The organism is Pseudomonas sp. TMB3-21, assembly GCF_054898145.1.
Window position 1 is genome coordinate 1,775,370 of sequence record NZ_CM142718.1, and the last position, 17,624, is coordinate 1,792,993.

At 59.3% G+C, this 17,624-nt stretch carries 18 protein-coding genes and 2 pseudogenes; 13 read left to right on the forward strand and 7 right to left on the reverse strand.

The window, feature by feature from the left end; genetic code table 11:
* Position 1: 1 nt before the first annotated feature.
* Complete coding sequence (gene lysA / locus ACYZTS_RS08195; RefSeq protein ID WP_028621442.1) at positions 2-1,249, reverse strand: diaminopimelate decarboxylase; 1,248 nt, start codon at positions 1,247-1,249, stop codon at positions 2-4.
* A 9-nt stretch (positions 1,250-1,258) separates the two neighbouring features.
* The gene (gene lptM / locus ACYZTS_RS08200) at positions 1,259-1,432 is read right to left on the reverse strand and encodes an LPS translocon maturation chaperone LptM (protein WP_033050391.1); all 174 of its coding nucleotides are present in this window, start codon (positions 1,430-1,432) and stop codon (positions 1,259-1,261) included.
* A gap of 308 nt (positions 1,433-1,740) precedes the next feature.
* Between lptM and cyaY the strand changes: the two genes are divergently transcribed.
* From cyaY to rnk, 3 genes are all read left to right on the forward strand, one after another.
* Positions 1,741-2,073 (forward strand): iron donor protein CyaY, encoded by a 333-nt coding sequence (cyaY, locus tag ACYZTS_RS08205; protein WP_461995242.1) that lies wholly within the window; start codon positions 1,741-1,743, stop codon positions 2,071-2,073.
* Positions 2,074-2,077: 4 nt separating this feature from the next.
* Positions 2,078-2,296, forward strand: coding sequence for a DUF1289 domain-containing protein (locus ACYZTS_RS08210; protein WP_461995244.1), 219 nt, complete (start codon positions 2,078-2,080; stop codon positions 2,294-2,296).
* 261 nt (positions 2,297-2,557) lie between these two features.
* The gene (gene rnk, locus ACYZTS_RS08215; RefSeq protein ID WP_028621439.1) at positions 2,558-2,968 is read left to right on the forward strand and encodes a nucleoside diphosphate kinase regulator; all 411 of its coding nucleotides are present in this window, start codon (positions 2,558-2,560) and stop codon (positions 2,966-2,968) included.
* A gap of 5 nt (positions 2,969-2,973) precedes the next feature.
* Here rnk and ACYZTS_RS08220 read toward each other — a convergent pair whose 3' ends face one another.
* From ACYZTS_RS08220 to ACYZTS_RS08230, 3 genes are all read right to left on the reverse strand, one after another.
* Positions 2,974-5,817 carry a class I adenylate cyclase gene (locus tag ACYZTS_RS08220; protein WP_461995246.1) on the reverse strand — a complete coding sequence of 948 codons (2,844 nt, stop codon included), beginning with the start codon at positions 5,815-5,817 and terminating at the stop codon, positions 2,974-2,976.
* 195 nt (positions 5,818-6,012) lie between these two features.
* Positions 6,013-6,258: a TIGR02647 family protein gene (locus tag ACYZTS_RS08225; protein WP_028621437.1), complete on the reverse strand. Its 246-nt coding sequence runs from the start codon at positions 6,256-6,258 to the stop codon at positions 6,013-6,015.
* Positions 6,259-6,565: 307 nt separating this feature from the next.
* Positions 6,566-6,850 (reverse strand): hypothetical protein, encoded by a 285-nt coding sequence (locus ACYZTS_RS08230; RefSeq protein ID WP_028623849.1) that lies wholly within the window; start codon positions 6,848-6,850, stop codon positions 6,566-6,568.
* A gap of 125 nt (positions 6,851-6,975) precedes the next feature.
* On the opposite strand from ACYZTS_RS08230, the gene ACYZTS_RS08235 reads away from it, so the two are divergent.
* Positions 6,976-7,635 carry a glutathione S-transferase family protein gene (locus tag ACYZTS_RS08235; protein ID WP_028623848.1) on the forward strand — a complete coding sequence of 220 codons (660 nt, stop codon included), beginning with the start codon at positions 6,976-6,978 and terminating at the stop codon, positions 7,633-7,635.
* Positions 7,636-7,816: 181 nt separating this feature from the next.
* On the forward strand, positions 7,817-8,497 hold the full coding sequence (locus ACYZTS_RS08240; protein ID WP_028623847.1) for a glutathione S-transferase family protein: 681 nt from the start codon (positions 7,817-7,819) through the stop codon (positions 8,495-8,497).
* 48 nt (positions 8,498-8,545) lie between these two features.
* Here ACYZTS_RS08240 and argH read toward each other — a convergent pair whose 3' ends face one another.
* Entirely contained in the window at positions 8,546-9,940 is a 1,395-nt protein-coding gene (gene argH / locus ACYZTS_RS08245) for an argininosuccinate lyase (RefSeq protein WP_028623846.1), read from the reverse strand.
* 334 nt (positions 9,941-10,274) lie between these two features.
* On the opposite strand from argH, the pseudogene ACYZTS_RS08250 reads away from it, so the two are divergent.
* The 8 genes and pseudogenes from ACYZTS_RS08250 to ACYZTS_RS08285 all read left to right on the forward strand — a co-directional run.
* Positions 10,275-10,391: pseudogene (locus ACYZTS_RS08250) on the forward strand (sensor histidine kinase); the annotation flags it as partial.
* Positions 10,388-11,134: a LytR/AlgR family response regulator transcription factor gene (locus ACYZTS_RS08255; RefSeq protein WP_028623845.1), complete on the forward strand. Its 747-nt coding sequence runs from the start codon at positions 10,388-10,390 to the stop codon at positions 11,132-11,134. The pseudogene ACYZTS_RS08250 and the gene ACYZTS_RS08255, both read left to right, overlap by 4 nt.
* 138 nt (positions 11,135-11,272) lie before the next feature.
* Complete coding sequence (gene hemC / locus ACYZTS_RS08260; protein ID WP_461995250.1) at positions 11,273-12,214, forward strand: hydroxymethylbilane synthase; 942 nt, start codon at positions 11,273-11,275, stop codon at positions 12,212-12,214.
* Positions 12,211-12,957 (forward strand): annotated as a pseudogene (locus tag ACYZTS_RS08265) (uroporphyrinogen-III synthase); the annotation flags it as partial. The gene hemC and the pseudogene ACYZTS_RS08265, both read left to right, overlap by 4 nt.
* Before the next feature lie 36 nt (positions 12,958-12,993).
* Positions 12,994-14,148, forward strand: coding sequence for a uroporphyrinogen-III C-methyltransferase (locus ACYZTS_RS08270; protein WP_028623843.1), 1,155 nt, complete (start codon positions 12,994-12,996; stop codon positions 14,146-14,148).
* Complete coding sequence (locus tag ACYZTS_RS08275) at positions 14,145-15,383, forward strand: heme biosynthesis protein HemY (protein ID WP_028623842.1); 1,239 nt, start codon at positions 14,145-14,147, stop codon at positions 15,381-15,383. Before ACYZTS_RS08270 ends, ACYZTS_RS08275 begins: the two co-directional genes overlap by 4 nt.
* A 263-nt stretch (positions 15,384-15,646) precedes the next feature.
* On the forward strand, positions 15,647-16,198 hold the full coding sequence (locus ACYZTS_RS08280; RefSeq protein WP_028623841.1) for a disulfide bond formation protein B: 552 nt from the start codon (positions 15,647-15,649) through the stop codon (positions 16,196-16,198).
* A gap of 176 nt (positions 16,199-16,374) precedes the next feature.
* A complete protein-coding gene (locus ACYZTS_RS08285) occupies positions 16,375-16,833 on the forward strand; it encodes an Rsd/AlgQ family anti-sigma factor (RefSeq protein WP_028623840.1) in 459 nt (152 codons plus the stop codon).
* Positions 16,834-16,894: 61 nt separating this feature from the next.
* On the opposite strand, the gene ACYZTS_RS08290 is transcribed toward ACYZTS_RS08285, so the two are convergent.
* Positions 16,895-17,560 carry an FKBP-type peptidyl-prolyl cis-trans isomerase gene (locus tag ACYZTS_RS08290; RefSeq protein WP_028623839.1) on the reverse strand — a complete coding sequence of 222 codons (666 nt, stop codon included), beginning with the start codon at positions 17,558-17,560 and terminating at the stop codon, positions 16,895-16,897.
* Positions 17,561-17,624: the final 64 nt, after the last annotated feature.

Sequence of the window (17,624 nt, forward strand, 5' to 3'; positions counted from 1 at the left end):
TTTACTCCGGCAGCAGGCTTTCGCCAGCGAACAACTCGGCTACCGTCTCGCGGCGACGCACTTCAAATGCCTGATCACCGTCCACCAACACTTCAGCGGCACGGCCGCGGGTGTTGTAGTTGGAACTCATGACAAACCCGTATGCACCGGCAGAATGCACGGCCAGCAGATCACCTTCTTCCAGAGCCAGTTCACGCTCTTTGGCCAGGAAGTCGCCGGTTTCGCAGATCGGTCCGACGATGTCGTAGACGCGGGCAGCACTGTCGCGCGGGCGCACGGCGGTCACGTCCATCCAGGCTTGGTACAGCGCCGGACGGATCAAGTCGTTCATGGCCGCGTCGACGATGGCGAAGTCTTTGTGTTCGGTATGCTTGAGGTACTCAACCTGAGTCAGCAGTACACCGGCGTTGGCGACGATAAAGCGGCCCGGCTCGAACACCAGCGCCAGGTCGCGACCGTCGAGACGCTCGCGCACGGCTTTGATGTAGTCGGCAGCCAGAGGCGGCTCTTCATCGCGATAGCGCACGCCCAACCCGCCACCGAGATCGATGTGGCGCAGGTAGATGCCGCAATCGCCGAGACGGTCGACCAGGCCCAGCAGGCGGTCGAGGGCATCGATGAAGGGCGGCAGGGTGGTCAGTTGCGAACCGATGTGGCAATCGACGCCGACCACTTCCAGATTCGGCAGCTGCGCGGCGCGGATGTACACGTCTTCCGCATCGGCAATGGCGATGCCGAACTTGTTTTCCTTGAGGCCGGTGGAAATGTACGGATGAGTGCCGGCATCGACGTCCGGGTTCACACGCAACGAGATCGGCGCGCGAACGCCCAGTTCGGCGGCGACTACCTGCAGGCGTTCCAGCTCGTCGGTGGATTCGACGTTGAAGCAATGCACGCCGACTTCCAGCGCGCGGCGCATGTCGTCACGGGTCTTGCCGACACCGGAGAAGACGATCTTGTCGGCGCTGCCGCCGGCGGCCAGTACACGTTCCAGTTCGCCCCGGGAAACGATGTCGAAACCGGCGCCGATACGCGCCAGGACATTCAGCACGCCCAGGTTGGAGTTGGCCTTTACCGCAAAGCACACCAGATGCGGCATGCCGGCCAGCGCATCGGCGTATGCCAGGTACTGGGCTTCGATGTGGGCGCGGGAATAAACGTAAGTCGGTGTGCCGAAGCGTTCGGCGATGGCGGACAGGGAAACCCCTTCCGCGAACAGCTCGCCGTCACGGTAGTTAAAAGCGTCCATGGCGTTCCCTTAGTAGACGTCGTGCTTGTGCGCCTTGGAGGCAGGCTGTTGTTGCGACGACTTGGCCTGCTCGACAGGGTCTTGATTTTCGTCAGGCAGGTACAACGGACCTTTTTGACCACAGGCCGAAACGAGGCAGGCAACCGCGAGGAGCGCAGCAAGGGAAGAGATCAGGCGCTTCATGGCGAAATCCTTGAAAATGCTTTAATTGCGCCGGAGTATACCGGCCACCCGGCAGCTTGCCTATGCGACAGGGCTCCCGTCCGGCGGGGGTTGGCCTGCTGCCGCTCAGCCAGGTGCAGTCCCTGTGGGAGCGAGCCTGCTCGCGAAGGCGTAGTGTCAGTCGACATTGATGTTGAATATGATGGCCTCTTCGCGAGCAGGCTCGCTCCCACAGGTTCGTGATCTGTCGGTTATCCTTTGCAATCGCCGGGGCTCGGCCGTATCTTGCGGCGCTTGAGCGAGAACAGACATTTTTTGAGGTTGCCGTAATGAGTTTGACCGAAGCCCGTTTTCACGATCTGGTCGATGCCACCCAGCAATCGCTGGAGGATATTTTCGATGAGAGTGGCCTGGATCTCGATCTGGAGAGCTCTGCCGGTGTGCTCACCGTCAAATTCGAAAATGGCAGCCAGCTGATTTTCAGCCGTCAGGAGCCGTTGCGGCAGCTGTGGCTGGCGGCGGTGTCCGGCGGTTTCCACTTCGACTATGACGCAGAAAGCGAGCGCTGGATGTGCGACAAAAGCGAAGAGCAACTGGGCGAGATGCTCGAGCGCATCGTCAAGCAGCAAGCCGACGTCGAACTCGACTTCGAAGGCTTGTGACATCGTGACCGAGCCGGCAGCCGTTCGTCCGCCCAAACCGCTTTACAGCAATATCAGCCCGGCGGTGCCGTCGCCGTGCAGCGGCGTGTGTCGGCTGGATGAGCAGAAAGTCTGCCTCGGCTGTTTTCGTCACGTCGAAGACATCCGCGAATGGCGCTCGGCGGATGACGAGCGCCGCCGGGTGATCTGCGCCCAGGCTGCCAATCGCAAGCGAGACCTGTAGCAGCTGGCGAAGCCTGCGTCCGGCTGCGAAGCAGTCGCCCAGCAGACACGGCTGTCTTCCAGATGCACCGAATGCGCCGGTTTTACGACTGCTACGCAGCCGGACGCAGGCTTCGCCAGCTGCTACACCCCCCGGCTTGTATATTTATTGAGCTGTGATAGTGTCCGGGTACGCCTCAACTCATCGAGGTTCGTGAAAACCCCGCCTTTTTCTGGCGGGGTTTTGCTTTTTTCGTGCAGAAGAAAGGAGTCTGCCCTGATCATGACCGCACCTTCCATCACCCTTACCCGTCTGGACGTACAACGTCTGGAGCGCCTGATCGACAGCCTGGACGACACGCTGCCGGGCGTTATCGCGCTGCAAACCGAACTGGATCGCGCCGATACTCTGGTCGGTCACGAAGAGGTGCCCGCCGACGTCGTGACCATGAATTCAACAGTGCATTGCCGTGAAGAAAGCAGCGGCAAGGACTATCACCTCACATTGGTTTATCCCAAGGATGCCAACGCCGACGAAGGCAAAATTTCCATCCTGGCGCCAGTCGGCAGTGCGCTGCTCGGCCTGAAAGTCGGCCAGCATATCGATTGGCCAGCGCCTGGCGGCAAGACCCTCAAACTGACCCTGCTGGAAGTGGAATCGCAGCCTGCCGAGGGCGGCCATTTTCCGGAATAGACCCGTCAGACCTGCTCGAGTGCGTCATTCAGCGCGCGCTCCAGATCAGCCTTGTAGCGCAGATACAAATTGCTTGAGCTCTGGCCATCACCGAGCAGGCCCGACAGGTCCAGGTCGGTGATATAGCAGCGGTAGCGTTCAATCTCGCGGCGCTGCTCGACGATTTCCCGGGCGACCACACTGAACAATTGGTCGCCATGCTCCAACTCCGAAAACTCCCTTTGATTGCAATACAACGTCACCTGCACTTGATCAGCTGCGGCTTTGCCGATGATCGCCTGCACGTCATAGAACGGCTGGTTGACCGGCAATTGCGGTGCGGGACGGGCGTCCACACGGCGGGCGCGCGAAGGGCCGGACGGCTGCAACTGGTAATGCAAGACCTCTAGATGCTGTGGCTGGGCCGCGTCCATCGGCAGCAAAGCGTCGCGCCGGTACTGGATGGATTGCAGAAAACGCTGCAGCGGCACCAGCAGGCTTTGTTCGTCGTGATAAGGCAAACGTTGCTGCCAGAGTGCGTTGAATTCATCCAGTACGTACACATCGGCCTGATCGTCATGAATGCGGTAAAAAACCTGCAGGCTTTCGGGCTGACCCATGGGCAGAATCAGCGCCAGGTCATGGTCTTCCAGTGCCATTGGGTCCAGGTGCAGCGGGCTGTAGCTCGCGAGTTCTTCACCCAGGTAATCGAACAGTGCCGGCAGTGTGGCGAGAGCGACGTGATTGACCTGGCCCGGCACCAATTCCAGCACGTGGTAGTGCTGTTGGACCTGGATCAGATAACGATGATTGAGCCTGCTCAGCAGCAGGTTGTGCGCCATGTCGACGATTTCTTCGACGCGCCGGGCGATGAACTGCGCGCGGTTGTGGCAGAAACACCGGACCTTCAGCCTGGGCTGTTCCTGTCCCTTGGGCAGGTTGTTGAGGTAATCGCGCACGCAATCGAGCAACGCGTGGGGACCGTCAAAGCGATCGACCATGACCTCGTTCCAGCTGTTGAGCGTGACCTGATCCAGGGTCAGTACCAAGTTTTCGCGAACCCCGGCATAACTCAGTGAGTCGGTGCGTTCGGTGGTCATCAGGATGTTCAGGTCACGATGATGCTTGAGCGGGTCCACGCCGACGTTTACCAGCATCAGTACTTCGCTCGGGACACTGGCGCGCAGTAACGGCTCCTCGGCCAGCGGGGACAAGGGCAGGGCGACACTCTGTTGCAGGCTGCCGAGCAGATTGAACAGTTCGAACTCACTCAGGTCGCTGGCGCCCGGATGCAGGGCCAGACGCGTGCTGCTGTCGATCACGCCGTTGCGATGGCACCAGGTCAGCAACTCAAGCAAATGCCGGCTGCGTTTGATCGGTGCGAAATTCTCCCATTCGAGCGCGGTCAGGCTGCCGTTGTACAACCCCCACTGGGTCTGCCCCGGTTCTTTCTTGTTGGGCGCATGCACCAGCGTCAGGGTGTCTTCGGCCAGGTCCGGGGCAATGCCCGGGTTGATGAATTCGACTTTGTTCGCCTTGCGCTCGAACGCTGCGTACAGACGTCTGCCCAGCACGTTCAGATCGCGTTTGTTGATCAGGCTGACCGTCTGTTCGCTGCGGGCAAACGCGAGGAGAAAGCGATAGCTGTAATTCAGTTCGCTGACCACTGCGCGTCGCTCGGCCGCAACCTGACGGACTTTCCACTGGCTGCGGCTATCAAGCAAGGCCAGCTGGCGGGCGTCCCAGTTCCATTCGTGGGCCAGCCGCTCCAGCAGCGAACGTTGCCAGCTCTGGGTACGGCTGTTGCCGGTCAGTTTACGGTTGACCTTCAAATACAGCGCGCGTCGCACCAGCTCCAGACGCTCAGGCTCACGGCGAGCGATGAGGTATTCCTCGATGCGCCGATAGACCACGATGTACGGATCCAGCTCGTCGAGGTCGAGTTGATTGGCGAACACTGCCTCCTTGAAGCGCAGGCTCAGGCAATGGACTCTCGGATGCTCGCTGGCATAGACCTCGATCAGTAGTAGTTTTAGGACCGACTTGTAAGGCGATTCGATACCCTTGAACAATTGCCAGAGGCCGGCACCGATGAATTCACCCGGCGGGATAAATGCGAGGTGGCCCAGGTCCAGGCTTTCATCGGCGCGGATATATCGTTTAGACAGCAGCGTGTGCGTGTAGCGGTCGTAGGCGGACTCTTCGTACACCGGCACCATCCACCAGATCGGCGTGCGACCGGCCAGCCAGATTGCCGTGCGGTAAAACTCATCCAGCAACAAGTAATGCTGAGTAGTGCCGCAGTCCTCCGAACTCAATTGCGCGTCACGCTCGCCGAGCACGAAGCGGCTCGGGTCGATCAGGAAGAAGTGCGCTTCGGCCCCCTGGCTGGCGGCCCAGACTTCCAGCAGCTGGCATTTCTTGCGCAGCTCGGCGAGTTCGCTCTCGCCAAGGCCCGGCGCGTGGCAGACCCACACGTCCATATCGCTCTGATCCGCCTGCGCCAGCGTGCCGAGGCTGCCCATCAGGAACAGACCGTGGATCGGTCGCGGCGGATTACTGCCGTGGCGTGGCTTGTAGGAAAACGATCGGGTCAGGCGCTGAGCTTCGGCGAGCACATTGGCGTCGGGCTCGAAGCTGGACAATCCAGCCGGTGTGCTGCCCGAAACATAGCCAGGAAGCAGCGGATGATTGACATGAAAAAACAGCGGCAACAGGGTCAATACGCTCTGCTGGCGCGTCGACAACCCTTCCATGGCGCGAGCCATGCGACCTTCGTTCAGTTTGAGAAAACGGGCGCGCAGCTGACTGAGAACCTTACGGTCGATTCCTTCGTCCAGATCGGGGCGGATTTCATGGGTGCGGGTCATGTCAGCTCAAACCGGCTTGCAGGGCGCGGACGTCGTAGGCCTCAGGAGAACCGGCAGTTTAGCGCCTCGTCCTGCGGACATTTAAGCTGATTTTGTTATTTCCCGTCGGATTTCTACTGAGCAGGCCGGTCAGGCACAGTAAGTGCGCCCGCGGAAATCCCTTGGCTGGGCTTTCCGAGGGCGATGCGCCAATGCTCAGGCCGTTTCCGGAACGCTCAGAATGGTCAGAACGGTTTGCACGCTTTGCGCGGCGTCACGACCCAGGCTGGTCAGGTAACCGCCATCGGGCTGGTCGATCAGTTCTTTTTCGTAGAGGCGTCGAGCGGCAGCAATGGCTTTCGGGGCCGCGGTCTGATGAATTTTCAAACCTTCCTGGGAACTGTCCAGGTTGAAGAGTGCAAGGATTTCCAGTTCGGCAACCAACTCAGGGGTAAGCGACATAAAAGGACTCCAGACTTTCTAGGAATTAGACGACAGCGCTCCTAAGGTGAACCCGCTTGTGCGGCATGTCCAGTGCTCGCTACAGGGTTTTTTTGCCTCGGGGTGGTTTTCGATTTAGACAGCGTCTAGGACAAGGGGCTGCTGGAGGCGGCTTCGGTGGTGTGAGGGTTCGCCTGTGGCGAGGGAGCTTGCTCCCGCAGGGTCGCGAAGCGGCCCCAAGGCTCTGCGACTGCTACGCAGCCGAGCGGGAGCAAGCTCCCTCGCCACAGGAAAGCTCTCTCGCCAAAGAGCCCTTGGCAGGGCTGGACTATTTCTTTTCCGGCGGCAACTCAGGCAACGCGCGCAGCGCTGTTTCATACCATTCGGTACTGAATGCGCGGTCTTCTTCAAGAATTGCGTCGATTTCCACCGCAAGCACGTGGGCCATCAGGTTCAAAATCTCGTCACGCTCATAACCTACCAGCGTTAGCTTGTTGAACGTGGCCTTGGCGGCTGGCGGGTTGTCGCTTTCGATCTGGTTTTCAATTGCCTGGATCAGAGTTTGTTCAGCGAACTCTTCTTCGTCCATCTCGATATCTGTTGGCTCGCTCATGGCAGGCTCCTAAAAGTTAAGGCGGCCAGTTTACCTGCATTCAGCGCGGTGATGCTGTTGGCAAGACAGGCTCCGGCGTTCTATAAAACATAACTGCCAACCCCGCACGGCCTGGAGACTTTGTAATGTTCAAGCTTTATGGATTTTCCGTCAGCAACTACTACAACATGGTGAAACTGGCGTTGCTGGAGAAAGGCCTGCCGTTCGAGGAGGTGCCGTTTTATGCCGGCCAGACTCCCGAGGCGCTGGCCATCAGCCCGCGCGGCAAGGTCCCAGTGCTGGGTGTCGAGCAAGGTTTCATCAACGAAACCGCGGTCATACTCGAATTCATCGAACAGAGTTCACAGGCCACTCCGCTACTGCCGAGTGACCCCTTCGAGCGCGCACAGGTTCTGGCCCTGGCCAAGGAAATCGAGCTGTACATCGAGCTGCCGGGCCGCGCCTGTTATGCCGAAGCATTTTTCGGCATGCCGGTGGCTGATCCGATCAAGGAAAAGAGCAAAGCAGAACTGCTGCTGGGCTTTGCCTCGCTCGAACGCCACGGCAAGTTCTCGCCTTATGTCGCGGGCGACAGCCTGAGCATTGCAGACCTGTATTTCCTCTACAGCGTGCCGCTGGCCTGTGGAGTAGCGAAGAAGCTGTTCGATCTGGATTTGCTGGCGCAAATGCCGGCGGCCAAAGCGTTGCTGGAACGCCTCGAGCAGAACCCCAACGTGCAGCGCATTGCTGCAGACAGGGAAGCGGCGATGCCGGCGTTCATGGCGATGATTGCGGCCAAACGCTGACCGTTCGGGCGGCCTTCATGCGTGTCAGAGGGTTTGCAATCTTTTGTGCCATAAGGCCGCCATCCCTATAATTGGGGTTTTCCACCGACTTTTGTCTCATACGGTAATAAGCCAACGCTTACAGGATTTTCAGCAATGTTTACCTTGGCCATCAGATCTGTATGGACAAGGAAACCCCACGATGCTCAAGCTTTACGGTTTTGCAGCAAGCAACTACTTCAACATGGTCAAGCTGGCCCTTATGGAAAAAGGCGTGCCGTTTGAAACGGTCCCGTTTCATGGCTGCCAGAATCCCGAAATCCTCGCTGTCAGCCCGCGAGGAAAAGTGCCGGTGCTGGAAACCGATCACGGTTTCCTCAGTGAAACGGATGCCATTCTCGATTACATCGAAGAGACGCAAGGCGGGGTTGCCCTACTGCCCGCCGACCCTTTTGCTCGAGCTGGAGTCAGGGCTCTGGCGAAGGAAATCGAGCTGTACATCGAACTGCCTGCACGAGTCTGTTACGTGGAAGTGTTCTTTGGTGGCAGATCCACACCCGAAGCATTGAAAGCCAAGTCCGAGCGTGACTTGATCAAAGGATTCACGGCGCTGAAACAGCGTGGGCGATTTGCGCCATATGTGGCGGGCGAGCAATTTACCGTGGCCGATTTGTATTTTCTATACAGCGTCGATCTCGCGGTGGATGTCGGCAAGCAATTGTTCGATGTGGATTTCCTGGCTGATATGCCCGGGGCCCGCTTACTACTGGAGCGTCTGGGCCGTACTCCAAATGTGCAAAAGATTGCCGCTGACAGGCTCGCGGAGGCGCCTGCATTCCTGGCGCGCGTACAGGCAGTGGGTCGGGCCACCGGCCAGGCATGAAAAAGCGCGATGGCCGGGGCAGCCATCGCGCTTGTTTTTACCACTGCATTAGCGGCTGGCGAGCAACGCCTGGCCGCGAATCACTGCTTGCCTGACCTGCGCCGGCGCTGTTCCGCCAATGTGGTCACGGGCATTTACCGAGCCTTCCAGAGTCAGCACGGCGAACACATCCTGATCAATCTGATCGCTGAATTTGCGCAACTCTTCCAGGCTCATCTCCGCCAGGTCCTTACCGCTTTCAACACCGTATTTGACCGCGTGGCCAACGATTTCGTGGCAGTCACGGAAGGGCAGGCCGCGGCGCACCAGGTAATCGGCGAGGTCGGTGGCGGTGGAAAAACCACGCAGTGCTGCTTCACGCATGACTGCATGTTTGGGTTTGATTGCCGGGATCATGTCGGCGAACGCGCGCAACGAATCGCGCAGTGTGTCGGCGGCGTCGAACAGCGGTTCCTTGTCTTCCTGATTGTCCTTGTTGTAGGCCAAGGGCTGGCCTTTCATCAAAGTCAGCAGACCCATAAGCGCGCCAAACACGCGGCCGGTCTTGCCGCGCACCAGTTCCGGCACGTCCGGGTTTTTCTTTTGCGGCATGATCGAGCTGCCGGTGCAGAAGCGGTCGGGCAAATCGATGAACTGGAATTGCGCGCTGGTCCACAGCACCAACTCTTCGGAGAAGCGCGACAGGTGCATCATCGCAATGCTCGCGGCGGAGCAGAATTCGATAGCGAAGTCGCGATCGGAAACGTTATCCAGCGAGTTGCCGCCCACTGCGTCGAAGCCCAGCAACTGCGCGGTGTATTCGCGGTCAATCGGGTACGTGGTGCCCGCCAGTGCGGCGCTGCCCAATGGCATGCGGTTAGTACGCTTGCGGCAGTCGACCAGACGTTCGTAATCGCGGCTGAGCATTTCAAACCAGGCCAGCATGTGATGCCCGAAGGTCACTGGCTGAGCGGTTTGCAGGTGAGTAAAGCCGGGCATGATGCTCGCGGCTTCGCGCTCTGCCTGTTCCAGCAGACCTTTTTGCAGGCGGGTGATTTCAGCCAGGATCAGGTCGATTTCGTCACGCAGCCACAGGCGAATATCGGTGGCGACCTGATCGTTACGGCTGCGTCCGGTGTGCAGCTTTTTACCGGTTACGCCGATGCGATCGGTCAGCCGCGCTTCGATGTTCATGTGCACGTCTTCGAGGTCGATGCGCCAGTCGAACTGGCCAGCCTCGATCTCGCCCTGAATGGTTTTCAGGCCGTCGGCGATGCTGTCGCGCTCGGCATCGGTCAGCACACCGACCTTGGCCAGCATGGTAGCGTGGGCGATCGAGCCCATGATGTCGTGGCGATACAGGCGCTGATCGAAAGTGACGGAGGCGGTGAAGCGGGCGACGAAGGCGTCGACGGGTTCACTGAAGCGGCCGCCCCAGGACTGATTGGTCTTGTCAGTGCTCATGAATTCGCTCGTGTCTGCTGAAGATAAATGACGTCGCGGATAATAACAGGGTTGCCAAGCCTGTCGTTGACACTGGTCGACACGATTTTCCTCGGGCGGTTGCTACCGGATTGCGGGGGTTCCGGAGGAATTGCGCAACGATATTTTTCGATTGAGCAATATCGCTCCGGCAACCGTCTACAGTTGGACAGTAGGCTCGGCGCACGTCCTGGCGTTTTAGCGACTATAAGAAGAGGGGGTGTTCAGATTGTTGATTAGCAAACCCTACGGTGATGCCTCGCCAACGCGGGCCGCGGCCACCAATCTCAAGGCAGTGGAAAATTTAGCCGTCAGCCTGGCGGCACTTTTTGGCCTTCGCGCCGGTCTTAGCGTGGATCGCGGTGACGGACGTCACTTCACTTGTCTACGCTATCCTTGTGCGAGACTCACGCAGGAATCCAGCGCAATATGAATGTCCTGATCGTTGATGACGAACCCTTGGCCCGCGAGCGCCTGAGCCGAATGGTCGGCGAACTCGAGGGATACAGTGTCCTGGAGCCCAGCGCCACGAATGGCGAAGAAGCGTTGGCACTGATCGACAGCCACAAACCGGATATCGTTTTGCTCGATATCCGTATGCCAGGCCTCGATGGTCTGCAAGTTGCTGCCAGATTGTGCGAACGCGAAACCCCGCCAGCCGTGGTGTTTTGCACAGGGCCCGATGAATTTGCCGTGGAAGCCTTGCAGGCCAGCGCCGTAGGCTATCTGGTGAAACCTGTGCGTACTGAACAATTACATGACGTCTTGAAAAAAGCCGAGCGGCCCAATCGTGTCCAGCTCGCAGCACTGACCCGGCCCGCCGCTGAAACCGGCAGTGGTCCTCGCAGCCACATCAGTGCGAGAACCCGCAAAGGGATCGAACTGATCCCGCTGGGGCAGGTGGTTTATTTCATCGCCGATCACAAGTATGTGACCTTGCGCCACGAAGGCGGCGAAGTGCTGCTGGACGAACCGCTCAAGGCCCTTGAAGACGAATTCGGCGATCGCTTCGTGCGCATCCACCGCAATGCGCTGGTCGCACGTGAACGCATCGAACGTCTGCAGCGTACGCCTTTGGGGCATTTTCAATTGTTTCTCAAAGGTCTCAACGGCGACGCGTTGATCGTCAGTCGCCGTCACGTGGCCGGCGTACGAAAAATGATGCAACAGCTTTAATTCGCCTCACCCAGGCGAATACCACACCCGATTGCCGGACGTTCAGGGCCAGGGAGGCCAGGTATTACCTGATACAAGTCAAAGTGGATTTGACTGAGCTGTTATTATCCGCCGTATCTATTCAGTACGGATTGATCCATGTCCTCTCGCGAAATCCGCATCGCCACCCGCAAAAGTGCTCTCGCCCTGTGGCAGGCCGAGTACGTCAAAGCGCGTCTTGAAGAAGCTCATCCGGGACTGCTGGTGACCCTGGTCCCCATGGTCAGTCGCGGCGACAAGCTGCTCGACTCGCCACTGTCGAAAATCGGCGGCAAAGGTCTGTTCGTCAAGGAACTGGAAACTGCGCTGCTGGAAAACACCGCCGACATCGCCGTGCATTCCATGAAAGACGTGCCGATGGACTTCCCGGAAGGTCTCGGTCTGTTCTGCATCTGTGAGCGCGAAGACCCACGCGACGCGTTCGTCTCAAATACCTACGCCAGCCTGGACGCGTTGCCTCAAGGCAGCATCGTTGGCACCTCCAGCCTACGTCGTCAGGCGCAGTTGTTGACCCGTCGTCCGGACCTGGAAATCCGTTTCCTGCGCGGTAACGTCAATACTCGGCTGGCCAAACTGGATGCGGGCGAGTACGACGCGATCATCCTCGCGGCGGCTGGTCTGATTCGTCTCGGCTTCGAGGACCGCATCACCTCGGCGATCAGCGTCGACGACAGTCTGCCGGCTGGCGGGCAGGGCGCAGTAGGCATCGAATGCCGTAGTGCCGACAGTGAAATTCACGCCTTGTTGACGCCTCTGCATCACGACGACACCGCCACCCGCGTGTTCTCCGAGCGTGCCCTCAACAAGCATCTGAACGGCGGCTGCCAAGTGCCTATCGCCTGTTATGCCGTGCTTGAAGATGAGCAAGTGTGGCTACGTGGTTTGGTCGGCGACCCAAGCGGTCGGCTGCTGCTGAGTGCTGAAGGTCGGGCGCCGCGTGGGGATGCTGAAGCGCTGGGTGTCAGAGTCGCCGAAGACCTGTTGAGCCAGGGCGCCGATGACATTCTGAAAGCGGTGTACGGCGAGGCGGGTCACGAGTGACTGGCTGGCGCCTGCTGTTGACGCGCCCTGCGGAGGAGTCTGCGGCGTTGAACAGCATGCTCGCCGAAGCGGGGATTTTCAGCGCCAGCCTGCCGCTCTTGGAGATTGATCCCCTGCCTGTCTCTGCCACGATGCGTGAGATCCTCCAGCATCTGGATCGTTATTGCGCGGTCATCGTCGTCAGCAAGCCAGCCGCCAGAATTGCCTTGGCGCATGTTGCAGAACAGGGCATTAAAATGCCGCATCTGCAGTGGTTCAGCGTGGGCGCGGCCACGGCGCAGATCCTTGAGAATCAAGGGTTGAAGGTGGGTTTTCCCGCCGAGGGCGACGACAGCGAAGCGTTGTTGGAAATGAGTGAGCTGCGCGAGGCGGTCGCCAGAACCGGTGCACGCGTGTTGATCATGCGCGGGGAAGGCGGGCGCGAGTTGCTTGCTGATCGGTTGCGCGAGCTGGGTGCCAGTGTCGACTATCTGGAGTTGTACCGTCGCGAGTTGCCGCAGTATTCGCCGGCGACCCTGCCCGAGCGGATCGAAGCGGAACGCTTGAACGGGCTGGTGGTCAGCAGTGGACAGGGTTTTGAGCACCTGCATCAATTGGCTGGCAATGCCTGGCCGCATTTGGCGCAGTTGCCGTTGTTTGTTCCAAGCCCACGGGTCGCCGAGCTGGCACGTGCCGCCGGGGCTCAAACAGTTGTGGATTGTCGTGGCGCCAGTGCCACGGCCTTGCTGACGGCGTTACGGGAGCACCCGAACCCGTTCTCTAATGCAAAGGATGGATACGTGAGCGAAACAACCTTGCCAAAAGATGACGTCCAGCCAGTGCTTGATGCCCCGGTTGATGCCCAGGTTGAAACGCCGCCACCAGCTGCAGACCAGCGTCGGGGCAATGGCCTGGCGATCGTCGCGCTGCTGTTGGGTGCCGCCGGTGTTGCCGTGGGCGGTTGGGGAGTCTGGCAGGTGCGTCACCTGCAAGCCAATAACCAGCAACAGTTGAGTCAGGTGCAGGCGTTGAACGATCAGGCGCAGAGCCTGAAGCTCAATGAGCAGCGCCTGACGGCTCGCCTCGCGGAGTTGCCTGCCGCTGACGAACTTGAAGCTCGCAGTCGTCTGGTCGCGCAACTTCAAGGCGATCAGCAACGCCTGAACCAGCGTCTGGAAACCGTACTCGGTGCCAGTCGCAAGGACTGGCGTCTGGCGGAGGCTGAACACCTGTTGCGTTTGGCCAGTTTGCGTCTTTCGGCATTGCAGGACATCAGCAGCGCCCAGGCCCTGGTGCAGGGCGCCGACGAAATTCTTCGAGAGCAGAATGATCCGGGTTCATTCGCCGCCCGCGAACAGGTCGCCAAAACCCTGGTTGCGCTGCGCAGCACCGAGCAACCGGACCGCACGGGTCTGTTTCTGCGACTGGGCGCGCTGCGCGATCAGGTCATCAACCTTACTGAATTGGCGCCTGAGTACAAAGACCGTGGCGAGTCGCTGCTGGGCCTCACGGCTGATGGTGACGGCACCAGTCGTTGGGCGCAGTGGTGGGACAAGATTTCGCGCTACATCCGCATCGATTTCAATGCCGACAAAAATGTCCGACCGCTGTTGGCAGGTCAGGGCCTGAGTCAGGTGCGGCTGGCCCTCAGCCTCGCACTGGAACAGGCACAGTGGGCAGCGCTGAATGGTCAGGCTGCGGTTTACACACAGTCATTGGCTGAAGCGCGCGATGTGCTGACGGGCAATTTCAACCCGGACAATCCGCAGAGCAAAGTGATGCTCGAGCAGGTCGGCGAGTTGAGCAAGGAGTCGGTCACCGTGATCACGCCGGACCTGGCCGGCACGTTGAGTGCGGTTCAGGGATACCTTGAGCGCCGCAACGTCAACGCCGTCGACTCGATCAAGCCGTTGGAAAAACCTGCCGCCAGCACGACGCCGGAGGCCACGCCATGAAACGCCTCTATGTGATCGTGTTTCTGGTGATCGCCGCCGCCGCTGCCTTGGGGCTGGCGATCGCGGAGCATTCGGGCTACGTGCTGGTGGCTTACAAAAGTTTTCGCTACGAGTCGAGCCTCTGGGCGACGCTGGCTGTGGTGGCGGTGCTTTGGCTGCTGGTGTGGGGCATCAAGGCGCTGATTGAATTGGTCATGGCATCCAGTGGTGTGGTTAATCCCTGGTCGCGGCGCAATCGCAGTCGTCGCGTGCAGGTGGCGATCGAACACGGTCAACTCGACCTCGCCGAAGGGCGCTGGGCCAGCGCGCAACGTCATCTGCATCGGGCCGCCGAAGCTGAACGTCAGCCGCTGTTGTATTACCTCGGAGCGGCGCGTGCCGCGAACGAGCAAGGTCACTATGAAGAAAGTGACAAGCTGCTGGAGCGCGCACTCGAGCGTCAGCCGCAGGCGGAGTTGGCGATTGCCCTCAGTCACGCACAGTTGCAAACCGATCGCGGCGATACCGAAGGCGCTCTGGTGACCTTGCAAGCCATGCACGAGCGCCACCCTCACAACGTACAGACGTTGCGGCAGTTGCAGCGTCTGCATCAACAGCGTGGCGATTGGTCGGCAGTGATCCGCCTGCTGCCGGAATTGCGCAAAGACAAGGTCCTGCCGCCGGCAGAGCTGGCCGAGCTGGAACGTCGCGCGTGGGGTAAAAACCTTTCACTGGCGGCGCAACGGGAAGAGGACGGGACGGTGGGGCTGCAATCGCTCAACCGCGCCTGGCAGCAACTGACGTCGGCGCAACGCCAGGAACCGCAACTGGTATTGGCGTATGCCGAGCAGCTGCGGCAGTTGGGTGCTCAGGTCGAGGCAGAAGAGATTTTACGTACGGCGCTCAAACGCCAATACGACAGCCATCTCGCCCGTCTCTACGGGCTGGTCCGTGGCAGTGATCCGGCTCGGCAGCTGCAAGTGGCCGAGGGTTGGCTTAAGGATCATTCGGCCGATCCTGGTCTTTTGCTGACGCTGGGTCGCCTGTGTCTCCAAAGCAGCCTGTGGGGCAAGGCGCGCGACTACCTTGAAAGCAGCCTGCGCTTGCAGCGTAACCCGGAAGCCTGCGCCGAACTGGCGAGATTACTCGCGCAACTGGGCGATACCGAGCGCAGCAATCAACTGTTCCAGGAAGGCCTTGGCTTGCTTGACGAGCGCCTGTTGGCAGCGCCGCTACCTTCGCTGACTCACGCATAAAGATTGCTTGATGTAGTAGCTGGCGCAGCCTGCGTCAGCTGCTACATAACGCCATCGCCCCGAACTTTTTGCACACGTGAAACTGCTCATTCCTACTCGCAGCTTCTGTCTTAGGCAAAATCCTACAGCGGACTACATCTTGTCCTCTCGTTACTGTCGGGATTTCCCTACGCGTTTGCTGAAGTGTCGCAGTTAGTTCGTCTTGAAACGCGGGCGCGCTTTCCTCTACCGTAACCACTTGTCTCTACTGGTACGGAAAAGCCATGTCCCTGGCCTGCTCACGCTCCTTGTTTTTCATGGTTTTCATAGCCGGTTCACTGGCATTGGGCGTTTCCTACTACCTGGAATACGCTGTTGGCCTGCAACCTTGCGGTTTGTGTTTGCTGCAGCGCATGTGCCTGGCAGTGCTGACGGGTATCTGTTTGATGGCGTCGGTGCATGGGCCCGGGCGGTTCGGTGCTTTTCTGTATTGGTCACTGAGTCTGATGGCCGCTTTGGCAGGGACGGTGACGGCGTGGCGACAGGTGTTGTTGCAGACTGATCCCGCGAAACAGTTTGCTACATGCTCGTCCAGTTTATCGGACGTCTTCGCGACGACGCCGTGGACGAATGTGGCGCAACAACTGTTCGCAGGTACCGCGGATTGCGGCCGCATCACGTGGACGCTGTTCGATCTGAGCATCCCGGAGTGGAGCCTGCTGTTCTTTCTCGCGATGGCAGTCCTGAGTATCTTCCAGGTGCTGCAGCAGGTCTGGGTTGCCTGTCAGCGACCGGTTAGCGGCGCGTCGTCGCACCCGGCACTGGCCGGCGATTAAACACTTGTATGAACTTTATCTCCTGCGTACCTTGATGCCATTGGCGTGCGGGCATAATCTGGCCGGCACGTGTCATTGGAATAATGTTGCTCGAATGGCGCTCCGCTTGGCCGATTTCTGAGTCCGGAAGGCGGTCGGTGTAGAGCAGCATGACCCACAAGGGAAGAGAGATCACCATGCTCGAAAGTTGTCAGAATGCTCAGGAACGCTGGGGTGGAGTGCATCTGCTGATCGATCGCTGGTTGCAGGAGCGTCACGAACTGGTTCGGGCTTATGATGACCTCGGCGAAAAGCCTGAGGCGCTCAGCGAGAACCGCAAACCATTGCAGGAATTCTGCGGTGTACTGGTTGATTACGTTTCCGCCGGCCACTTCGAAATCTACGAACAGCTGACCGGGGAGGCCAAGGCCTTCAACGACAAGCGTGGCCTCGAACTCGCCGATACGATTTATCCGCGCATTGATGTCATCACTGAGAAGTTGCTCGCATTCAATGACCTGTGCGACGAAGGCAAATGCGTCGCAGAGAAGTTCAAGGAACTGGGCGGTCTGTTGCATGAACGCTTCGAGCTGGAAGACTGTCTGATCGAAGTGCTGCATACGGCTCACAAGGAAGAGGATCCGGTTCAGGCTTGAACCGCTTCCTGCAAGTCCTTCAAAAACGGTGCGCTCTGCGCGCCGTTTTCGTTTCTGTGGTTCAGCGGGCGACGTCGCGTAATTCCACTTCGAAAATCAGTGGCGTGAACGGCTCGATCAAGTCGCCTGCACCTTCTGCTCCATAAGCCTGGGCGGACGGAATCACCAACCGCCATTTCGCGCCGACCGGCATGTCTTGCAGCGCGCTTTGCCATCCGCTGATCACGCTGTCGAGGCTGAACCATTGCGGCTGATTGTTCTGATCGAACACGCTGCCGTCCGGGAGTCGACCGACATACACAACCTGCACTCTGCCATTCGGACCTGCTTTTGCACCCGAGCCTGGAGTCAGTTCTGTCATAAGGATTCCATCAGCCAGTTGTCGCACGCCAGTTCTGGTTTTCTCCTCGGCAAGAAAACGCTGTTCTTTTTCGAGGGCGACTGCGTCCTGCGGCGCGGCTTGTTTCAATGCGGTCTGCGCCTCGTGCTCGGTCAGTATCTGTTCGATCCGCTCATCTTTCAGCGCCAGCGGCTGGCCTCTGTAGGCTTGCTGCAAACCTTCGACAAGAGCCTGAAGCTGCAAGTCGGGAACCTCCTGGCGCAGGCGTTCGCCCAGGCTCGCCCCCAGGCTGTAAGCGAGATCGTGAGCGTCATTTTTGGTGGGTTTTTCCGCAGCATGAGCCACTGAAAAAAGCACGCACAGCAATAAAAACAGGTAGCGCGACATGGGCACTCTCCGACCTTGGATGCGGCGGATTATGCCAGTGTGGATGCGTTAAACGGTGAACTGG